16 protein-coding genes and 1 tRNA gene are annotated in these 13930 nt (G+C 60.5%); 7 read left to right on the forward strand and 10 right to left on the reverse strand.

Features of this window, described 5'->3' with window-relative positions; genetic code table 11:
- Positions 1–17 precede the first annotated feature (17 nt).
- Entirely contained in the window at positions 18–1373 is a 1356-nt protein-coding gene (locus tag G5168_RS03410) for a sigma-54-dependent transcriptional regulator (RefSeq protein WP_421251843.1), read from the reverse strand.
- 251 nt (positions 1374–1624) lie between these two features.
- Between G5168_RS03410 and G5168_RS03415 the strand changes: the two genes are divergently transcribed.
- From G5168_RS03415 to G5168_RS03440, 6 genes are all read left to right on the forward strand, one after another.
- Complete coding sequence (locus G5168_RS03415) at positions 1625–2467, forward strand: substrate-binding domain-containing protein (RefSeq protein ID WP_201997972.1); 843 nt, start codon at positions 1625–1627, stop codon at positions 2465–2467.
- A gap of 129 nt (positions 2468–2596) precedes the next feature.
- Positions 2597–3298: an ABC transporter permease gene (locus G5168_RS03420; RefSeq protein ID WP_201997971.1), complete on the forward strand. Its 702-nt coding sequence runs from the start codon at positions 2597–2599 to the stop codon at positions 3296–3298.
- 34 nt (positions 3299–3332) lie between these two features.
- Positions 3333–4028, forward strand: coding sequence for an energy-coupling factor ABC transporter ATP-binding protein (locus G5168_RS03425; protein ID WP_005362120.1), 696 nt, complete (start codon positions 3333–3335; stop codon positions 4026–4028).
- Entirely contained in the window at positions 4000–4644 is a 645-nt protein-coding gene (gene mobA / locus G5168_RS03430; protein ID WP_111900511.1) for a molybdenum cofactor guanylyltransferase MobA, read from the forward strand. The genes G5168_RS03425 and mobA overlap by 29 nt, the downstream gene beginning before the upstream one ends.
- Positions 4641–6419: a bifunctional molybdopterin-guanine dinucleotide biosynthesis adaptor protein MobB/molybdopterin molybdotransferase MoeA gene (locus G5168_RS03435; protein WP_227342171.1), complete on the forward strand. Its 1779-nt coding sequence runs from the start codon at positions 4641–4643 to the stop codon at positions 6417–6419. Before mobA ends, G5168_RS03435 begins: the two co-directional genes overlap by 4 nt.
- Positions 6420–6481: 62 nt before the next feature.
- Positions 6482–7540, forward strand: coding sequence for an FUSC family protein (locus tag G5168_RS03440; protein WP_227342169.1), 1059 nt, complete (start codon positions 6482–6484; stop codon positions 7538–7540).
- A gap of 58 nt (positions 7541–7598) precedes the next feature.
- Here G5168_RS03440 and G5168_RS03445 read toward each other — a convergent pair whose 3' ends face one another.
- The 8 genes from G5168_RS03445 to G5168_RS03480 form a co-directional block, all read right to left on the reverse strand.
- A complete protein-coding gene (locus G5168_RS03445) occupies positions 7599–8153 on the reverse strand; it encodes a DUF3332 domain-containing protein (protein WP_227342168.1) in 555 nt (184 codons plus the stop codon).
- Positions 8154–8333: 180 nt separating this feature from the next.
- Entirely contained in the window at positions 8334–9635 is a 1302-nt protein-coding gene (locus G5168_RS03450) for a methyl-accepting chemotaxis protein (RefSeq protein ID WP_227342166.1), read from the reverse strand.
- Positions 9636–9726: 91 nt separating this feature from the next.
- The gene (locus tag G5168_RS03455; protein ID WP_227342164.1) at positions 9727–10206 is read right to left on the reverse strand and encodes a GNAT family N-acetyltransferase; all 480 of its coding nucleotides are present in this window, start codon (positions 10204–10206) and stop codon (positions 9727–9729) included.
- 97 nt (positions 10207–10303) lie between these two features.
- On the reverse strand, positions 10304–10747 hold the full coding sequence (locus tag G5168_RS03460; RefSeq protein ID WP_158112124.1) for a DoxX family protein: 444 nt from the start codon (positions 10745–10747) through the stop codon (positions 10304–10306).
- On the reverse strand, positions 10744–11496 hold the full coding sequence (locus G5168_RS03465) for a DNA-binding domain-containing protein (protein ID WP_216953114.1): 753 nt from the start codon (positions 11494–11496) through the stop codon (positions 10744–10746). Before G5168_RS03465 ends, G5168_RS03460 begins: the two co-directional genes overlap by 4 nt.
- The gene (locus tag G5168_RS03470) at positions 11489–12337 is read right to left on the reverse strand and encodes a DUF692 domain-containing protein (RefSeq protein ID WP_421251844.1); all 849 of its coding nucleotides are present in this window, start codon (positions 12335–12337) and stop codon (positions 11489–11491) included. The genes G5168_RS03465 and G5168_RS03470 overlap by 8 nt, the downstream gene beginning before the upstream one ends.
- Before the next feature lie 72 nt (positions 12338–12409).
- A complete protein-coding gene (locus G5168_RS03475) occupies positions 12410–12673 on the reverse strand; it encodes a DUF2282 domain-containing protein (protein WP_005334862.1) in 264 nt (87 codons plus the stop codon).
- Positions 12674–13097: 424 nt separating this feature from the next.
- Positions 13098–13298 carry a YbfA family protein gene (locus G5168_RS03480; protein WP_005334863.1) on the reverse strand — a complete coding sequence of 67 codons (201 nt, stop codon included), beginning with the start codon at positions 13296–13298 and terminating at the stop codon, positions 13098–13100.
- A 212-nt stretch (positions 13299–13510) separates the two neighbouring features.
- Between G5168_RS03480 and G5168_RS03485 the strand changes: the two genes are divergently transcribed.
- The gene (locus G5168_RS03485; RefSeq protein WP_219264285.1) at positions 13511–13804 is read left to right on the forward strand and encodes a hypothetical protein; all 294 of its coding nucleotides are present in this window, start codon (positions 13511–13513) and stop codon (positions 13802–13804) included.
- A gap of 50 nt (positions 13805–13854) precedes the next feature.
- Here G5168_RS03485 and G5168_RS03490 read toward each other — a convergent pair.
- Positions 13855–13928, reverse strand: a tRNA-Cys gene (locus tag G5168_RS03490).
- Positions 13929–13930 lie beyond the last annotated feature (2 nt).

Genomic DNA, 13930 nt, shown 5'->3' on the forward strand with positions numbered 1-13930 from the left:
CATCCGATCACCCTTTATCATTCGATGGCCCACTCCTTGAACTTGCGATCCAGCGTCTTGCGCGCCACCCCGAGCACCCGGGAAGCGGCCGACTTGTTGCCATCATGGCTCGCCACCACTTGCAGAATATGAGCCTTCTCCACCTCCGCCAATGGCCACTCCAGCGGGTAGCCCGCCTCGCTCCCGCCGGCTTCGGCAGGCTTGACGCTCTGCCAATATTCAGCGGGCGGCTTGCCCAGCAGCAGGCAGCGCTCAATGAGGTTGCGCAGCTCGCGTACGTTGCCGGGCCAGGGATAGGCCTGCATCGCCACCACATCCTCGTGGGTCCAGCTCAAGGAGCCCATCCCCATCTCGGCGGTGAGCTGGCGGGTAAAGTGGTGTACCAGCGCGGGGATGTCGTCAATGCGATCCCGCAAGGGTGCAACCGGCAGCGCCACCACGTTGAGGCGATAGAAGAGGTCCTCGCGAAAGCGGCCCGCCTCCACCTCGACCTTGAGGTTGCGATTGGTGGCGGCGACGATGCGCACATCCACCGATAATTCGCGCTCGGCCCCCACCGGGCGAATGGCCTTCTGCTCCAGCGCCCGCAGCAGGGAAGCCTGCATGGCAAGGGGCATCTCGCCGATCTCGTCCAAGAAGAGCGTCCCCTGATGAGCGACCCGGAACAGGCCGTCACGCCCCTTGCGGGCGCCGGTAAAGGCCCCCTGCACATGGCCAAACAGCTCGCTTTCCAGAAGCTCCGGGGCGATAGAGGCGCAGTTGAGGGGCACAAAGGCCCCCACCCGGCCAGAGAGCTGATGCAGGGCGCGGGCCACCAGCTCCTTGCCGGTGCCGGATTCCCCCTCCACCAATACGGCGGCGTTGGAGGGGGCCACTCTGGCGATCAGGGTCTTGAGCTCGCGGGTCTTGGCGCTGTCGCCGATCAGAGTGGGCGGGAACAGCTTGCTCACCTCCCGACGCAACAGCAGGTTCTCCCGCTCCATCTGACGGCGCTCGATGACCCTGTCCACCGCTTGCACCATCTGCTCCAGGTTGAAAGGCTTGAGGATAAAGTCGCAGGCTCCCAGACGCAGCGCCTTGAGGGCGGTCTCCATATCACCAAAACCGGTCATGAAGATGATGTCGCTGCGACGGGTGCCGGGCTCGATAGCCTCGTGCCACTCGATACCGGAGCGTCCCGGCATCCGGATATCGGCGATGATGAGATCGAAGTGAAGGCGGCAGCGCAAGGCTTCCGCCTCCTCCACACTGGCGGCTGTCTCTATCTGGGCGAAACGCTTGGCCAGCGCCTTGGCCAGAAAACTGCGCATGCCGGGCTCATCGTCAACGATAAGCAGGGAGAGGGCAGACCAGAGACCGGGAGAGGCTGTCATGGAAAAAAGTACCTCGAATACAGGTAAGGTCGAAGAATGTCCCGATAACCGGAACCTTTGTGGGACATTTTGTCCTTCCCGCAGCAAAATCACCAACACCAATTATTAAAAGCGATAACCGGCTCACCTAATTGCCACCATTAAATAACTGTTTTTTAAGGGCAAAGAGCTAATCTCTGTTATCAGAATCAGTTTGGCACCCCGCTTGCTTGGTCGTTTCCTCTCTCACCGACCCTGAAAGTTGCATCACGATGACGATTAAAACCAGCCTCAAACGTTTTGCCCTCTCCCTCGCCGCCAGCCTGCTGATCGCCGGTGCGGCCCACGCCGAAGCGGATACTAATGCCACAAAAGCGCCGATCCGCCTCGCCACCACCACCAGCACCGAGCAGTCCGGTCTGCTGGGCTGGCTGCTGCCCCAGTTCACCAAAGAGACCGGTTATCCGGTGCAGGTGATGGCGGCCGGTACCGGCCAGAGCCTGAAGATGGGCGAAAACGGCGACGCGGATCTGGTGATGACCCACGCCCCCTCTGCCGAGAAGAAGTTCGTTGATGCGGGCTTTGGCATCGAGCCGGTACACCTGATGTACAACGACTTCGTTATCGTCGGCCCGGCGAAAGACCCGGCGGGTCTGGCTAAATTGCACGACGCGGCCAAGGGGCTGCAAGCCATCAAGGAACAGGGCCAGACCTTTATCTCCCGCGGTGACGAGTCCGGCACCCACATCAAGGAGAAGACCCTGTGGCAAGCCGCAGACGTTAAACCCGAGTTTGCCGGTTACAAATCCATCGGCCAGGGGATGGGCCCGACCCTGACCATGGCCTCGGAGCTCGGTGCCTACACCCTGACCGACCGCGGCACCTGGCTCGCCTACCAGAGCAAGCTGGATCTCGCCGTGCTGCTGGAGGGTGACAAGCGCCTGTTCAACCCCTATCAGGTGATCCTGGTCAACCCCAAGCGCTACCCGGACCTCAACACCGAAGGGGCGCGCACCCTGAAGAACTGGCTGGTCTCCGAGCATGGCCAGAAGTTGATCGGCGACTTCAAGGTAGCCGGTCAAGCGCTGTTTGTGGCGGATGCCAACGGGAAATAATGGCAACCCCGACCCCTGCGATGACCTTGATGGCCCTCACCCGGTTCGCTGAGGGAGGCGCCTGATGCCGACATTGATCGACACGACCGTATTGACGGCCCTCGCCCTGCACGATGAGAGAGAGGCGTCATGCCGACCTTGATCGATACCACGCTGGCGGCCCTCACCCTGCTGTTCAGTGGTGACACCGAACTGTGGCAGGTGGTGGGGGTCTCCTTCTCCGTCTCCGGCATCGCCCTGCTGCTGGTGTTGCTGCCCGCCTTGCTGCTGGGCTTTGCCCTGGCCTATCTGCCGCTGCCCGGCCGCTGGCTCTGGCTCTCCTGCATCAATACCCTGCAATCGGTGCCGACCGTGGTGATTGGCCTCTTGCTCTATATGCTGCTGTCGCGGGCCGGCCCCTTTGGCGACTGGAAGCTGCTCTTTACCCAGCAGGCGATGGTGGTGGGGCAGATGCTGATCGCCTTCCCGGTGATCGCCACCATGGCTCACGCGGCGTTTGTCCAGAGCGATCGGCGCGCCTGGGAGACTGCCCTGACCCTGGGGGTCTCCTGGCCCAAGGCGCTGATCGGCCTGATGCGCGAGTGCCGCTTTGGCCTGCTGGCCGCCATCATCGGCGCCTTCAGCCGCATCGTCACCGAGGTGGGCTGCTCCATGATGGTGGGGGGCAATATCCTGCACTTTACCCGCAATATCCCCACCGCCATCGCGCTGGAGACCCAGAAAGGGGCCTTCACTCAGGGGGTGGCCCTCGGCATAGTGCTGCTCACCCTCGCCCTCTTGCTCAACCTGCTGCTGACGGCCTGTCGCGGCCACAGCTATCTGAAGAACTGACCATGCCCCCACTGTGTACCAACAGGAGTACCCCATGGCCCTGACCGCCCACCAGCTAACGATGCGCTTTGGCGAGCGCCAGCTGTTCGAGATTGACCGGCTCGCCATCGCACCGGGGGATGCCATCTGGCTGCATGGAGCCAACGGGGTGGGCAAGACCACCTTGCTCAAAATCCTGGCGGGGCTGCTGGCACCCACACGCGGCCACACCAATCTGCCGGGGCGCTGGCAACAGCGGCTCAACCGGTTGCTCAAGCGGGATCTGGGGCCGGGCCGGGTTACCTATCTGCACCAGACTCCCTATCTGTTCGATCGCACGGTGCACGACAACGTGGCCTGGGCGCTCGATAAACAGCTCGGCAGCGAGATCCGGGTGTTCGAGGCGCTGCGCCGGGTCGAGCTGGAGGGGTTGGCGCGGGAGCACATCAGCATTTTGTCCGGTGGCGAACGGCAACGGCTGGCGATGGCCCGTGCCTGGGCACTGCAACCGGCCTTTCTGCTGATGGATGAGCCCACCGCCAATCTGGATACACATTCGGTTGCCCTGATGGCCGCATTGGCGCAAGATCTGCGGGAACATGGCAGCGGCCTGGTAGTCATCAGCCACCAGAGCAATGCCCTGACCGACCTGTGCGAGCGGCAATGGACCCTCGCCCGTGGCCAGCTGCAAGAGACGACCCCTTTAAAAATCATCGAGCGACATGACTTCAAAAAGCGACAGCCACTCTGATCCCGTTGCCGTATCAGCAGTGATCCTGGCAGGAGGCCGCGCCACCCGGATGGGGGGCGAAGACAAGGGATGGGTAGCACTGGCGGGACGCCCTCTTATCGACCATGTTTTGGCGCGCCTGCGCCCCCAGGTAGATGAGGTATTGATCAACGCCAACCGCAGTCAGGCCCGCTATCAGGCGCTGGCCCCGGTCATCAGCGATGACAACAACGACTATCTCGGCCCGCTGGCGGGCATGCAGGCAGGTCTTGCTGCCGCCCGTCACGACTGGGTGTTGTTTGTCCCTTGCGATGGCCCCGCCCTGCCGCTGGATCTGATGAGCCGCTTTCGCGCCGCCCTGACCCCGGATACCGAGCTGGTAGTGGCCCACGATGGCGACTGGTTGCAACCCGTGGTGGCCCTGCTGCACAAATCCCTGCTCCCCTCCCTCACCGCTGCGTTGGCAGAGGGAGAGCGCAAAATCGATATCTGGTTTGCCCGCCACAATATGGCGGTGGTGAGCTTTGCCGATCAGCCGGATGCCTTTATCAATCTCAATAGCCCTGCCGAGCTGGCCGCCTACGAGGCCCGTCTGCTCGCCCCGGCTATCGACCCCCAACAAGGAGTCACCTCATGACCCCGGCCCCCACCCTTCCCCTGCTCGGCTTCGCCGCCTGGAGCGGCACCGGCAAGACCACCTTGCTGGAGCAGTTGATCCCCCTGCTGGTGGATCGCGGCCTGCGCATCGGGGTGCTCAAGCACGCACACCACGACTTTGATATCGATCAGCCGGGCAAAGACAGCTATCGTCTGCGCAAGGCGGGTGCCCAGCAGATGATGGTCGCCTCCCGTCGTCGTCATGCTCGCATTACTGAAACAACGCACGGCGAGACCGAGCTGGCCGAAGCGGACTTTCGCCAGCTGCTGGCCAGCTTCGATCAAACAGAGCTCGATCTGCTCTTGGTCGAGGGGTTCAAGCACGAACACTTCCCGAAAATCGAGCTGCACCGCGCCGAGATTGGCAAGCCGCTGCTCTTCCCCGAAGACAGCGACATCATCGCGCTGGCCAGCGATCAGCCCCAACAGAGTGGCGAACAACAGCAGACAAGCCTGCCTCGCCTCGATATCAACGATCTGGCGGCCATTGCCGACTTCGTCTGCCGCTGGCTTGACGGCTGCCAGAGCAAGGAGCCGGAGGCGGGCAAGGGCTTTCTCTCGGTCGAGGCGGCCCGCAACGCCATTCTGGCGGCCCTCACCCCGAGCACGGCCTGCAGCGACAAACCGCTGGCCCAGAGCCACGGCGCCGTGCTGGCCGCCGATCTGATAAGCCCTATCAATGTGCCGCCCCACGCCAACTCGGCGATGGATGGCATTGGCCTTCGTAGCGACGATCTCGCCGCCGGCCGCTGGCAACTGGTGGGGGAAGTGCTGGCAGGCCAGCAGCGCCACGAGCCTGTGCTGGCCGGTCAGGCGGTGCAGATCATGACCGGCGCCCCGCTGCCCCCCGGTGTCGATACCGTGGTGATGCGTGAAGAGACGCTGATTGAAGGTGAGTGGGTTACGGTCACCGCACCGATCCAGGCGGGACAGAATGTGCGCCTCGCCGGGGAAGATCTCGCCAAAGGTGCGGTCGCCATCCCGGCCGGTACCTGGCTTGGCGCCCCCCAGCTGGGGCTGGCGGCATCACTCGGTCAGGCATCGCTCTGCGTGCGCACCCCGCTGAAAGTGGCGCTGTTCAGTACCGGCGACGAGGTACAGGCCCCGGGCGAACTGCTCGCCCCCGGCCATATCTTCGACAGCAACCGCTTCACCCTGATGGCCCTTATTCGCGCCGCCGGTTGCGAGGTGATGGACCTTGGCATCATTCCCGATGACAAGACCATTCTGCGCCAGCAGCTGGAGCAGGCCGCCGCCAGCGCCGATCTGGTGCTGAGCTCGGGCGGGGTCTCGGTGGGCAATGCCGACTTTATCAAGCTGGTGCTGGCGGAGCTCGGCCAGATCGATTTCTGGCGCATCCAGATGCGGCCGGGCCGCCCGCTCGCCTTTGGCAAGCTGGGGCAGACCCCCTTCTTCGGCCTGCCGGGCAATCCGGTGGCGGCGATGATCTGCGTGCTGCAGTTTGTCGAGCCCGCCATCGCCCGCTTGCAAGGCAAGCGGTGGCAGCCGCTGCGCCTCTCGGCACTGGCAGACGAGAAGATGAAGAGCCGCCCGGGACGCACCGAGTTTCTGCGCGGCATCTTTCATCAGGACCGTAACGGCCAGCTGCGGGTGCGCACCACAGGGCCACAGGGCTCGGGCATTCTCAGCTCCATGGCCGAGGCCAACTGCCTGATTGAAATCGTACCGGATCAACCCGGGATCGCCGTTGGCGAGCGGGTCTGGATCCACCCCCTGCAGGGACGACTGGCCTAAATCCCGACGGGGCGTCGGCCGGATGCACGGCGCCCCGTCACCCACCTGACAGGAGGCAGACCGTGCGTCTTGATGCCCCCCTCTCCCGACTCGATCTGCTGGTCTATGGCCGCTACCGGATCGTCCATGGCCTGCGCATTGCGCTCGCCTTTATGCTCACCTTTCTGCTGACCCGCGAGCTGAAACTGCCGGAGAGCACCTGGCCGCTGATAACCTTGGTGGTGGTGATGGGCCCCATCTCGTTTTGGGGCAATGTGCTCTCCCGCGCCCTGCAGCGGGTGGTGGGCACCATCTTCGGCGCCAGTTGCGGGGTGGTGGCGCTCTATCTCGAGATCTACTCGCTGCCACTTACCCTGATCTGGTGCGGGTGCATCATGTTCCTCTGCGGCTATCTGGCCCTCGGCAAGCGCCCCTATGTGGGGCTGCTGATCGGCATCACCCTGGGAGTCACCATGGGGGCCATGCCGGGGGATATAGAGACGGCGCTGTGGCGCAGTGCCGATGTGATACTGGGCTCCCTGCTGGCGCTGCTCTTTTGCAGCATCTACCCCCAGCGGGCCTACAGCCACTGGCGCCTGCAGTTGCACCAGATCTTGCAGCAGTCGGGGCGGCTCTATCACACCCACCTATCCCCCAATGTGCTGGAGCGCCCGCGCCTCAAGCACAATCTCTCCCAACTGCTGGCACAGACCGGCAAACTGCGGGCCCTGCTGGCCCCGGCGGCCAAGGAGACACGCCACAGCGTCGCCCTGTTTGATGCGGTGCAGGTCACCATGCGCAACACCCTCTGCACTCTTGAGATGCTGGCCAACACCTACTGGAACGATCGGGAGAGCCACTTCCTGATGCAGAGCACGGCTGCGCTGCAAGCCTGCCATCTGGCCACCGAGGAGGCGATCAACCAGCTTGCCCTGATGATGCAAACCGGTGACGGTCGCGGGGCCGATGCCGCCATCGCCCGCCTGCACGAGGTGGCGACCCAGGTATCGCTGCCGCCCAACGCAGAGGCAGCCATCAATGGCTACCTCTGGCTCAACGTCCAGCTGACCGAACAGCTCACCCACCTGCGCCGCCTGCTGGGGCTGATCCTCACCCCGCTCCATCGCAAGCAGCCGGACTAGACCCAATGCAAAACGCCCCGCAGTTGCGGGGCGTTCTTGTCGGCATAGGCACTGATGATCAAGCCGCCGTGCGGGCGTTCTCGCTCATCTGCTCCAGCTCTGACCGGGTCAGGGTAGAAACAAACTTGCCATCAAAATAGATATCCATCAGCTCGCCACGCTTCTCGCCACGCATCATGCTGCGGCGGCCATCCATATAGTGCACCTCCATCTGGGCGGTACTCTCGTCCGGGTAGCTGATCTCCACCTCGCGCACCCCTTGCGGCAGCATGGCCAGCGGCACCGTCTTGAGGGCCGGATCCAGGTGCTGGTTCACCTTGATCACCGGATTGGCCTTCATGTCCACCACTGCCGGGGATTTGCCGGTGATGGGGTTCTTGCCAGACCAGAACTCGATGGTATTGAAAATGAACAGGTCAGCGGTCGCGGCCAGACCGTAGACAGGGGAAAGCAGCATAAAGACACCGGCCCGACCGTAGCGGTTATCCACCACGCTCAGGTTGCCCTTGGTCACCATGCCGGAAAGCCCCATCTGCCCCATACAGCCGCCCAGCCCCATGCTCGCGACCATAACCAGCAGGGCCATTGCCCGCCCCTTCTGTTGTAAAGCCATCTTGTTCTGTTCCTGCTCTGAAATAAATGAGGCGGCAAGCCTAATCAAGGGGCCAGAAGAGGACAATTCACAATGGCGGGACGATACAGGAGGGGTTCAGATTGGCATATCAAGTGCGCAATAAATAAGCACCGATGGGATTATCATCCGATCGGTGCCTCGTTCAACAACCAATAACCGTCAGGAGCCGATGGCCAGATTGGAGACTGTCTCGGTCACATTGATGGCGCCCTGCTCGATCTGCGCCATTACGCCACTCACCTCGCCGATCTGCTCCTTGCCACGCTGGGCACTGGCGGCCACCTCATTGATGTTGCCAGTGATCTGGGCCGTCAGTTCGCGGTTTTTCTGAACCACGCTGGCGATCTCGCCGGTCGAGAGGGAGGTGCGCGCAGCCAGCTGACGTACCTCGTCGGCCACCACCGCAAAGCCGCGTCCCTGATCGCCGGCCCGGGCGGCCTCGATGGCTGCGTTAAGGGCCAGCAGATTGGTCTGCTCGGCAATACTGCTGATGGTCGAGACGATAGCTTCAATGCTTTTCGACTGCTCATTGAGCTGGCCAATCAGGCCGGAAGTGCGACTCACCTGTTCGGAAATGGCGCTGGAGATGGCAACCGATGCCGCCAGCAGTTCAGACCCGGTTTCGGCAAAGCGGGTGGTCTCCTGCGAAATGGTCTGGGCTATGTTGGCCGCCTCGCTCACTGCCTGGGCGCGCTTGATCCGCTCTGTCACCTCACTGGCAAACTTGATCACCTTGACCACCTTGCCGCTCTCATCCTTGATGGGGTTGTAGGTAGCCTCCAGCCAGATCTCGTTACCGTGGCTGTCACGGCGACTGAACAGCCCCGACTTGAGCTGGCCGTGGGCCAGATCGTCCCAGAAGTGGGGTTGCTCGCGATAGAAGCTCTCATCGCAAAACAGCCTGTGATGCTGCCCCTTGAGCTGCGAAAGGGAGTAACCGACGCAGGAGAGGAAATTCTGATTGGCCGTCACAATCTCCCCCTTGGGGGTGAACTCGATAATGGCGAGTGCCCGATCGAGTGCCGAGATGATCGCTTTCTGACGACTCAACTGCTGATAACTCTCGGTGATATCGGAGGCTATCTTGACGACCCTGACCACCTTGCCCTCAACCTTGACCGGGAAGTAGGTAGCCTCCAGCCACAACTCCCTGCCATGTTTGTCAATGCGCTGGTAGATGCCACTGTGGGAATGCCCCTGACGCAACTGTTCCCAAAACTGGGCATAGGAGGATGACTGGGCGTAGTGGGCATCACAAAAGATCCGGTGGTGTTTACCAATCACCTCCTGCTCGCTATAGCCCACCACACTCAGAAACAGCGGGTTCGCCTCGAGGATCTCGCCACTTGGTGTGAAACTGATGGTAGCGACACCGACTTTTACTGCATCAATAAATGCCTGGGCCTGGGCCAACTGCATTTGACACGCTTGTAATTCCGCTTTGAGTTTGAAGTTGAACATCTTGCCCTGCCCCTCTGTTACCTGTTTACAACTACATCACATCTGCATGAACTTTAGACGAGAAAGCAGAGGGATAACGGGGTCCCATCGATTAAGGTGCCAGATCCCACTCCAGATAGGCCGGATTGGCGACAAAGCCGATCCGCTCATAGAGTGGACGCCCCTGCTCGCTGGCATGGAGCCACACCTTTCCCAGCTGACGCGATCTGGCAAAGGCCGTTATGGCATCGAGCAGCGCCGTGGCGATCCCCTGCTGGCGCCATTGTGTCCGCGTATACATGTTGAGCAGATACCCCTCCATCCCCGCCAGATTGCCGGGATAGGGCGGCCGTTCAAACAATGCCAGCGTCCCTGCCGCCACGATCTGTTTGCCGCCCTCCTGCGTATCGGCCTCAGCCAGCCAGGATAGAGCCCTCTCTTCACTCATCGCCCGGGTAAAGTAGTCAAGGGTGGCCTGCCACAAGGCCGGGTCTGCCTGCGGCGTCACCAACTCACCGACCTCACAAAACAGCTCCATGCGCAGCGCCACCAGTGTGGGAATATCTGCGGCCCTTGCCTGACGAATGATCATTGGCTGCTCCTTTTCTCTCATGGGAAATTTCGCCGGCCGTCATTATGACAAAGAGCGCCTTGTGGCGCTCTTTGTCATTGGGGAAATCACTGATAAATCAATGGCTGCGACGTGTCAGCCAGTGATCCAGGCTCAGCACACCGCCGCCCCAGATGATAAGGATCAGCAGCATCCAGCCCCACAGCTGGTGATCGTAAAAGCCACCCGCCCAGAGGGTCGGGTAGGAGATCACCGCCATGATATTGAAGCCAAACAGCAGCAAGGCGGCCGGGCGAGTAAAAAGCCCCGCCAGCAGGAAGAGCGGCAACAGCAGCTCGGTCGCCGTACCCAGATAAGCAGCCCACAACCAGGGCAGCAGGGGCACCTGATACTCGGATTCAAACAGATAGAGGGTGGAATCCCACGCCGTCAGCTTGAGCCAGCCTGAAGTGATAAAAACCGAGGCGACCCAAAGCCGCGCCAACAACAGCACACCAGCACTGCTCCAGCGCGGCAAATCACCACTCGAGCTGGCCAGCGCCAGCCATTTGTTTGCCATCATGGCATTACCTCCATATCCACCAGCAGACCAAGGGTTATCAGGCGAGTGAGATGTTCACTGGCCGCAGGGTCGGCCGCAAGCAGATCGACCAGCGCCGTACCAGCGAGACAATCCTGTAGCAGCGCCCACTCACCCGCCGTCAGGGGCAAGGGGGCAACCCGGCAATCCGGCTGTTTCTTCAGTGCCAACCAGACGGGGGCATCAAGCACCTCCACCGCTTCACCACAGTGCAGCGCCATCTGCCACAGGGCCAGCACCGGATAATCGCTGGCAACCAGCAGCAGATCCGTGGCTGGCAACAGCCGCAGCCGCTCCCATTGTTGCGGCGATAATGCGGCCAGACGCTCGGCTGGCCAGCAGCGTGATTCCAGCGGCAGCAGACTGGCACGCTCAAGCTGCCATTCGAACTGAGCCAGCGCCTCCAGCCAGGGCAGCCCGGTTGTAGTCGGCAAGCGGGCCAACCATTGGCCAAATCCGGCGCCATAATGCATGACGCTCCCTTCCCTGAGCGGCTCGGCCAATACGAAGCCACGGGCCGCCGCTGCAAAAAAGTCATCCCCGACCATAGCCTTGACGGCGGGATAACTGCTCGCCAGCACCTCGCCAAGGCTCAGGATGAAGTGGTTGCGATAGACCTGCAGCACAGATTCGGCAGAAAAGAGCCGGGAGCTGATGTGAGGGGAAATGGCGTCAGGCGCCCCCAGCAGACCATCGGCAAAGTGCTGTTGCAGCTGTGCCAGTTCAGCCATGGGCCACCTCCCGTGGTGCACTCATGGCACGCGCCTCATCCAGAATGGCGCCGGCCTTCGCCGCCTCTGCCAGCAAGACCGGCAGCGGCGGGATCTCGAGGTCCCACTCAATCAGGGTGGGAATGGCCTGCTTGCGGCAGATCTGGCGATAGAGTTCCCAGACCGGCTCCACCACAGGGGCGCTGTGGGTATCGATATAGAGGGAGCCTTCCGGCAGCAGCTTCTCGGTATAACCGGCCAGATGGATCTCCCCGACGGTGGCGAGATCGATCGCCGCCAGATACTCATCGCAAGAGAAACCGTGGTTAAAGGCACTGACATAGAGATTGTTGAGATCGAGCAGGATGCCGCACTCGCTGCGCTGCTGCAGCTCGGCCAGAAATTCCCACTCGCTCATCTCCCCGGGCAGTTGCAGATAGGAGGAGGGATTTTCAATCAACATGCGGCAACCCAGGGTCTGTTGTACCTGCTGGATCTTGTCGCTCATGTTGCGCAGAGAGGCGCGGTTATAGGGCACCGGCAGCAGATCGTTGAAGTAACGCCCGCCAATGCTGCCCCAGCTGAGATGTTCGGAGATCCGTACCGGTTTGATCGCCGCAGCCAGTGTCGACAACTGCTGCAGATGGTGCGGATCGAGCGGATCGGCAGAACCGAGGGACATGCCAACGCCGTGAAGACTGACGGGGTAGTGTTGCGCCAGCTCGGCGAGCACCTGAAAACCGTGGCTGTGCCGTTCGAAGTAATTTTCACTATGCACCTCCAGCCAACCGACTGCCGGCAGGGTTTGCCGGATCTCATCGTAATGGGGAGTGCGTAATCCGATACCAATCAAAGGGTTCATCGCAAGACTCGCTTTCGCCAACCAGAGAAGATGCAGGGAGCGACCCATTGGCCATCCCCTGCCCGATGTCTCTTACTTGGGTTGCAGCGAACCGCCGACCAGCTTCTCGCACAGCCCTTTGGGCATCACCACAAAGGCATCACCCTGAGCATCTTCCTTGGCGGTACCGGCGCAGGAGCTGCTCTTGGTCGCACAGTCATTTTTGCTGGCCTTGACCACGCCGTAGCACTTCTCCTTTTCATCGGCAGCCATGGCTGGCGCCGCGATAAATTGGGCGCCCAGCGCCAGCAGACCGGTCATGGCGGAGGCGATAGCAGTGCTTTTTTTAACATTCATGTTCATGTTCCTTTTGATGTCGTTGGATGTTGCTGATATCCCCGATTTGTCGCAACCGGGTACCTGCAATAGAACCGGCAAACGGGATATTCCCTTTCAAAAAAAACATAAAAAGAGTTAAAAAACCCAAAGGCAAACACTCAATCAATTGATTTTAAACAGCTATTTCATCATTGAAAATTTCTTGCCGACCACCATTTTATGAACAAAAAAGAGTGCCGTTTGATGCTTTCATCCCGTTAATCTTCTTCACTGCTTCCATCAAAAGAGATGCGTCAGACATAAAAAAGCACCGCCAACAGGCAGGGCTGGATGCAACTTGCAAGAAACAAACAACAAACAAATGGGGACCAGGAGTTGCGGCAAGCAGATAAAAAAAGAGACAGCTTTGGCTGTCTCTTTTTGCACATGGTGCGAATGGGGTTTAGTAGAAGATCCGCTCGCCACGCTCGCTCATTTTGAGCCACACCGGTTTGGTGCTGGTTTTGTTCCAGATCCGGTGCAAATAGCTGTAGAAGCGGGCACGATCGCTGCGAAACAGCATCACGGGGAAAGCCAGAATGCCCACCAGCAATACATAAATGCGACGAAGAATAATCTGAGTCAGGGAAAAGGGATGAAACATGATGTAACTCCTTACTGGTAAGACCACTGAGCAAAGATTACCCCACTCCATGTAGGATTACTACATCACCAACGCATTTTTTTATAAAAAAATGGTGAAAAACGGGAAATACTGAAAACGGGTTACGTCATTAACCAACAGTTAACAAACTTGCAAAAATCGTGCGCTTTGCCACAGTTATCAGGGGAAAAACATGCAGTAGGGAGACACGCATGAAACTGCCGGAAGTGGCACTGCTGGTGCTGATGGTTGCCCTGACACGGGCACAACTGGAGGAGTGGCAACTGAATCGGGAAGATGCCATCGTGCTGGCCGAACGGGGCGTGCCCACGGTCAGCCTGTGGCAATGCGGCACACTGAAGCAACGGATTGCGGATCTCAACCAGCACAGTGCCGAGGTGCAGTTTCAATATCGGGGGCAAAAAATGGCGGATGTGAGCCACTATCTCGAGCGCGAGTGGAAACAGGCTGGCTGCGAACAGTTACTGGTACAGCAAGGATACTGACCAAGCTTCACGGCTCGAAGATTGATAAATCAGGGAAAATAGAGAGAAGATGGAGGCACGTTCCGGAGTCGAACCGGACTAAACGGATTTGCAATCCGCTGCATAACCGCTTTGCTAACGCGCCAT

Origin of the sequence: Aeromonas sp. 600724 (assembly GCF_049175135.1) — a bacterium.
GTDB classification, from domain to species: domain Bacteria; phylum Pseudomonadota; class Gammaproteobacteria; order Enterobacterales; family Aeromonadaceae; genus Aeromonas; species Aeromonas veronii_A.

Bases quoted from the DNA above. Each gene is read 5' to 3' on its own strand.
- G5168_RS03410 (WP_421251843.1), bottom strand. From the start codon at position 1,373: ATGACAGCCTCTCCCGGTCTCTGGTCTGCCCTCTCCCTGCTTATCGTT.
- G5168_RS03415 (WP_201997972.1), top strand. From the start codon at position 1,625: ATGACGATTAAAACCAGCCTCAAACGTTTTGCCCTCTCCCTCGCCGCC.
- G5168_RS03435 (WP_227342171.1), top strand. From the start codon at position 4,641: ATGACCCCGGCCCCCACCCTTCCCCTGCTCGGCTTCGCCGCCTGGAGC.
- G5168_RS03485 (WP_219264285.1), top strand. From the start codon at position 13,511: ATGAAACTGCCGGAAGTGGCACTGCTGGTGCTGATGGTTGCCCTGACA.
- mobA (WP_111900511.1), top strand. From the start codon at position 4,000: ATGACTTCAAAAAGCGACAGCCACTCTGATCCCGTTGCCGTATCAGCA.
- G5168_RS03480 (WP_005334863.1), bottom strand. From the start codon at position 13,298: ATGTTTCATCCCTTTTCCCTGACTCAGATTATTCTTCGTCGCATTTAT.
- G5168_RS03460 (WP_158112124.1), bottom strand. From the start codon at position 10,747: ATGATGGCAAACAAATGGCTGGCGCTGGCCAGCTCGAGTGGTGATTTG.
- G5168_RS03445 (WP_227342168.1), bottom strand. From the start codon at position 8,153: ATGGCTTTACAACAGAAGGGGCGGGCAATGGCCCTGCTGGTTATGGTC.
- G5168_RS03465 (WP_216953114.1), bottom strand. From the start codon at position 11,496: ATGGCTGAACTGGCACAGCTGCAACAGCACTTTGCCGATGGTCTGCTG.
- G5168_RS03420 (WP_201997971.1), top strand. From the start codon at position 2,597: ATGCCGACCTTGATCGATACCACGCTGGCGGCCCTCACCCTGCTGTTC.
- G5168_RS03455 (WP_227342164.1), bottom strand. From the start codon at position 10,206: ATGATCATTCGTCAGGCAAGGGCCGCAGATATTCCCACACTGGTGGCG.
- G5168_RS03475 (WP_005334862.1), bottom strand. From the start codon at position 12,673: ATGAATGTTAAAAAAAGCACTGCTATCGCCTCCGCCATGACCGGTCTG.
- G5168_RS03450 (WP_227342166.1), bottom strand. From the start codon at position 9,635: ATGTTCAACTTCAAACTCAAAGCGGAATTACAAGCGTGTCAAATGCAG.
- G5168_RS03470 (WP_421251844.1), bottom strand. From the start codon at position 12,337: ATGAACCCTTTGATTGGTATCGGATTACGCACTCCCCATTACGATGAG.
- G5168_RS03425 (WP_005362120.1), top strand. From the start codon at position 3,333: ATGGCCCTGACCGCCCACCAGCTAACGATGCGCTTTGGCGAGCGCCAG.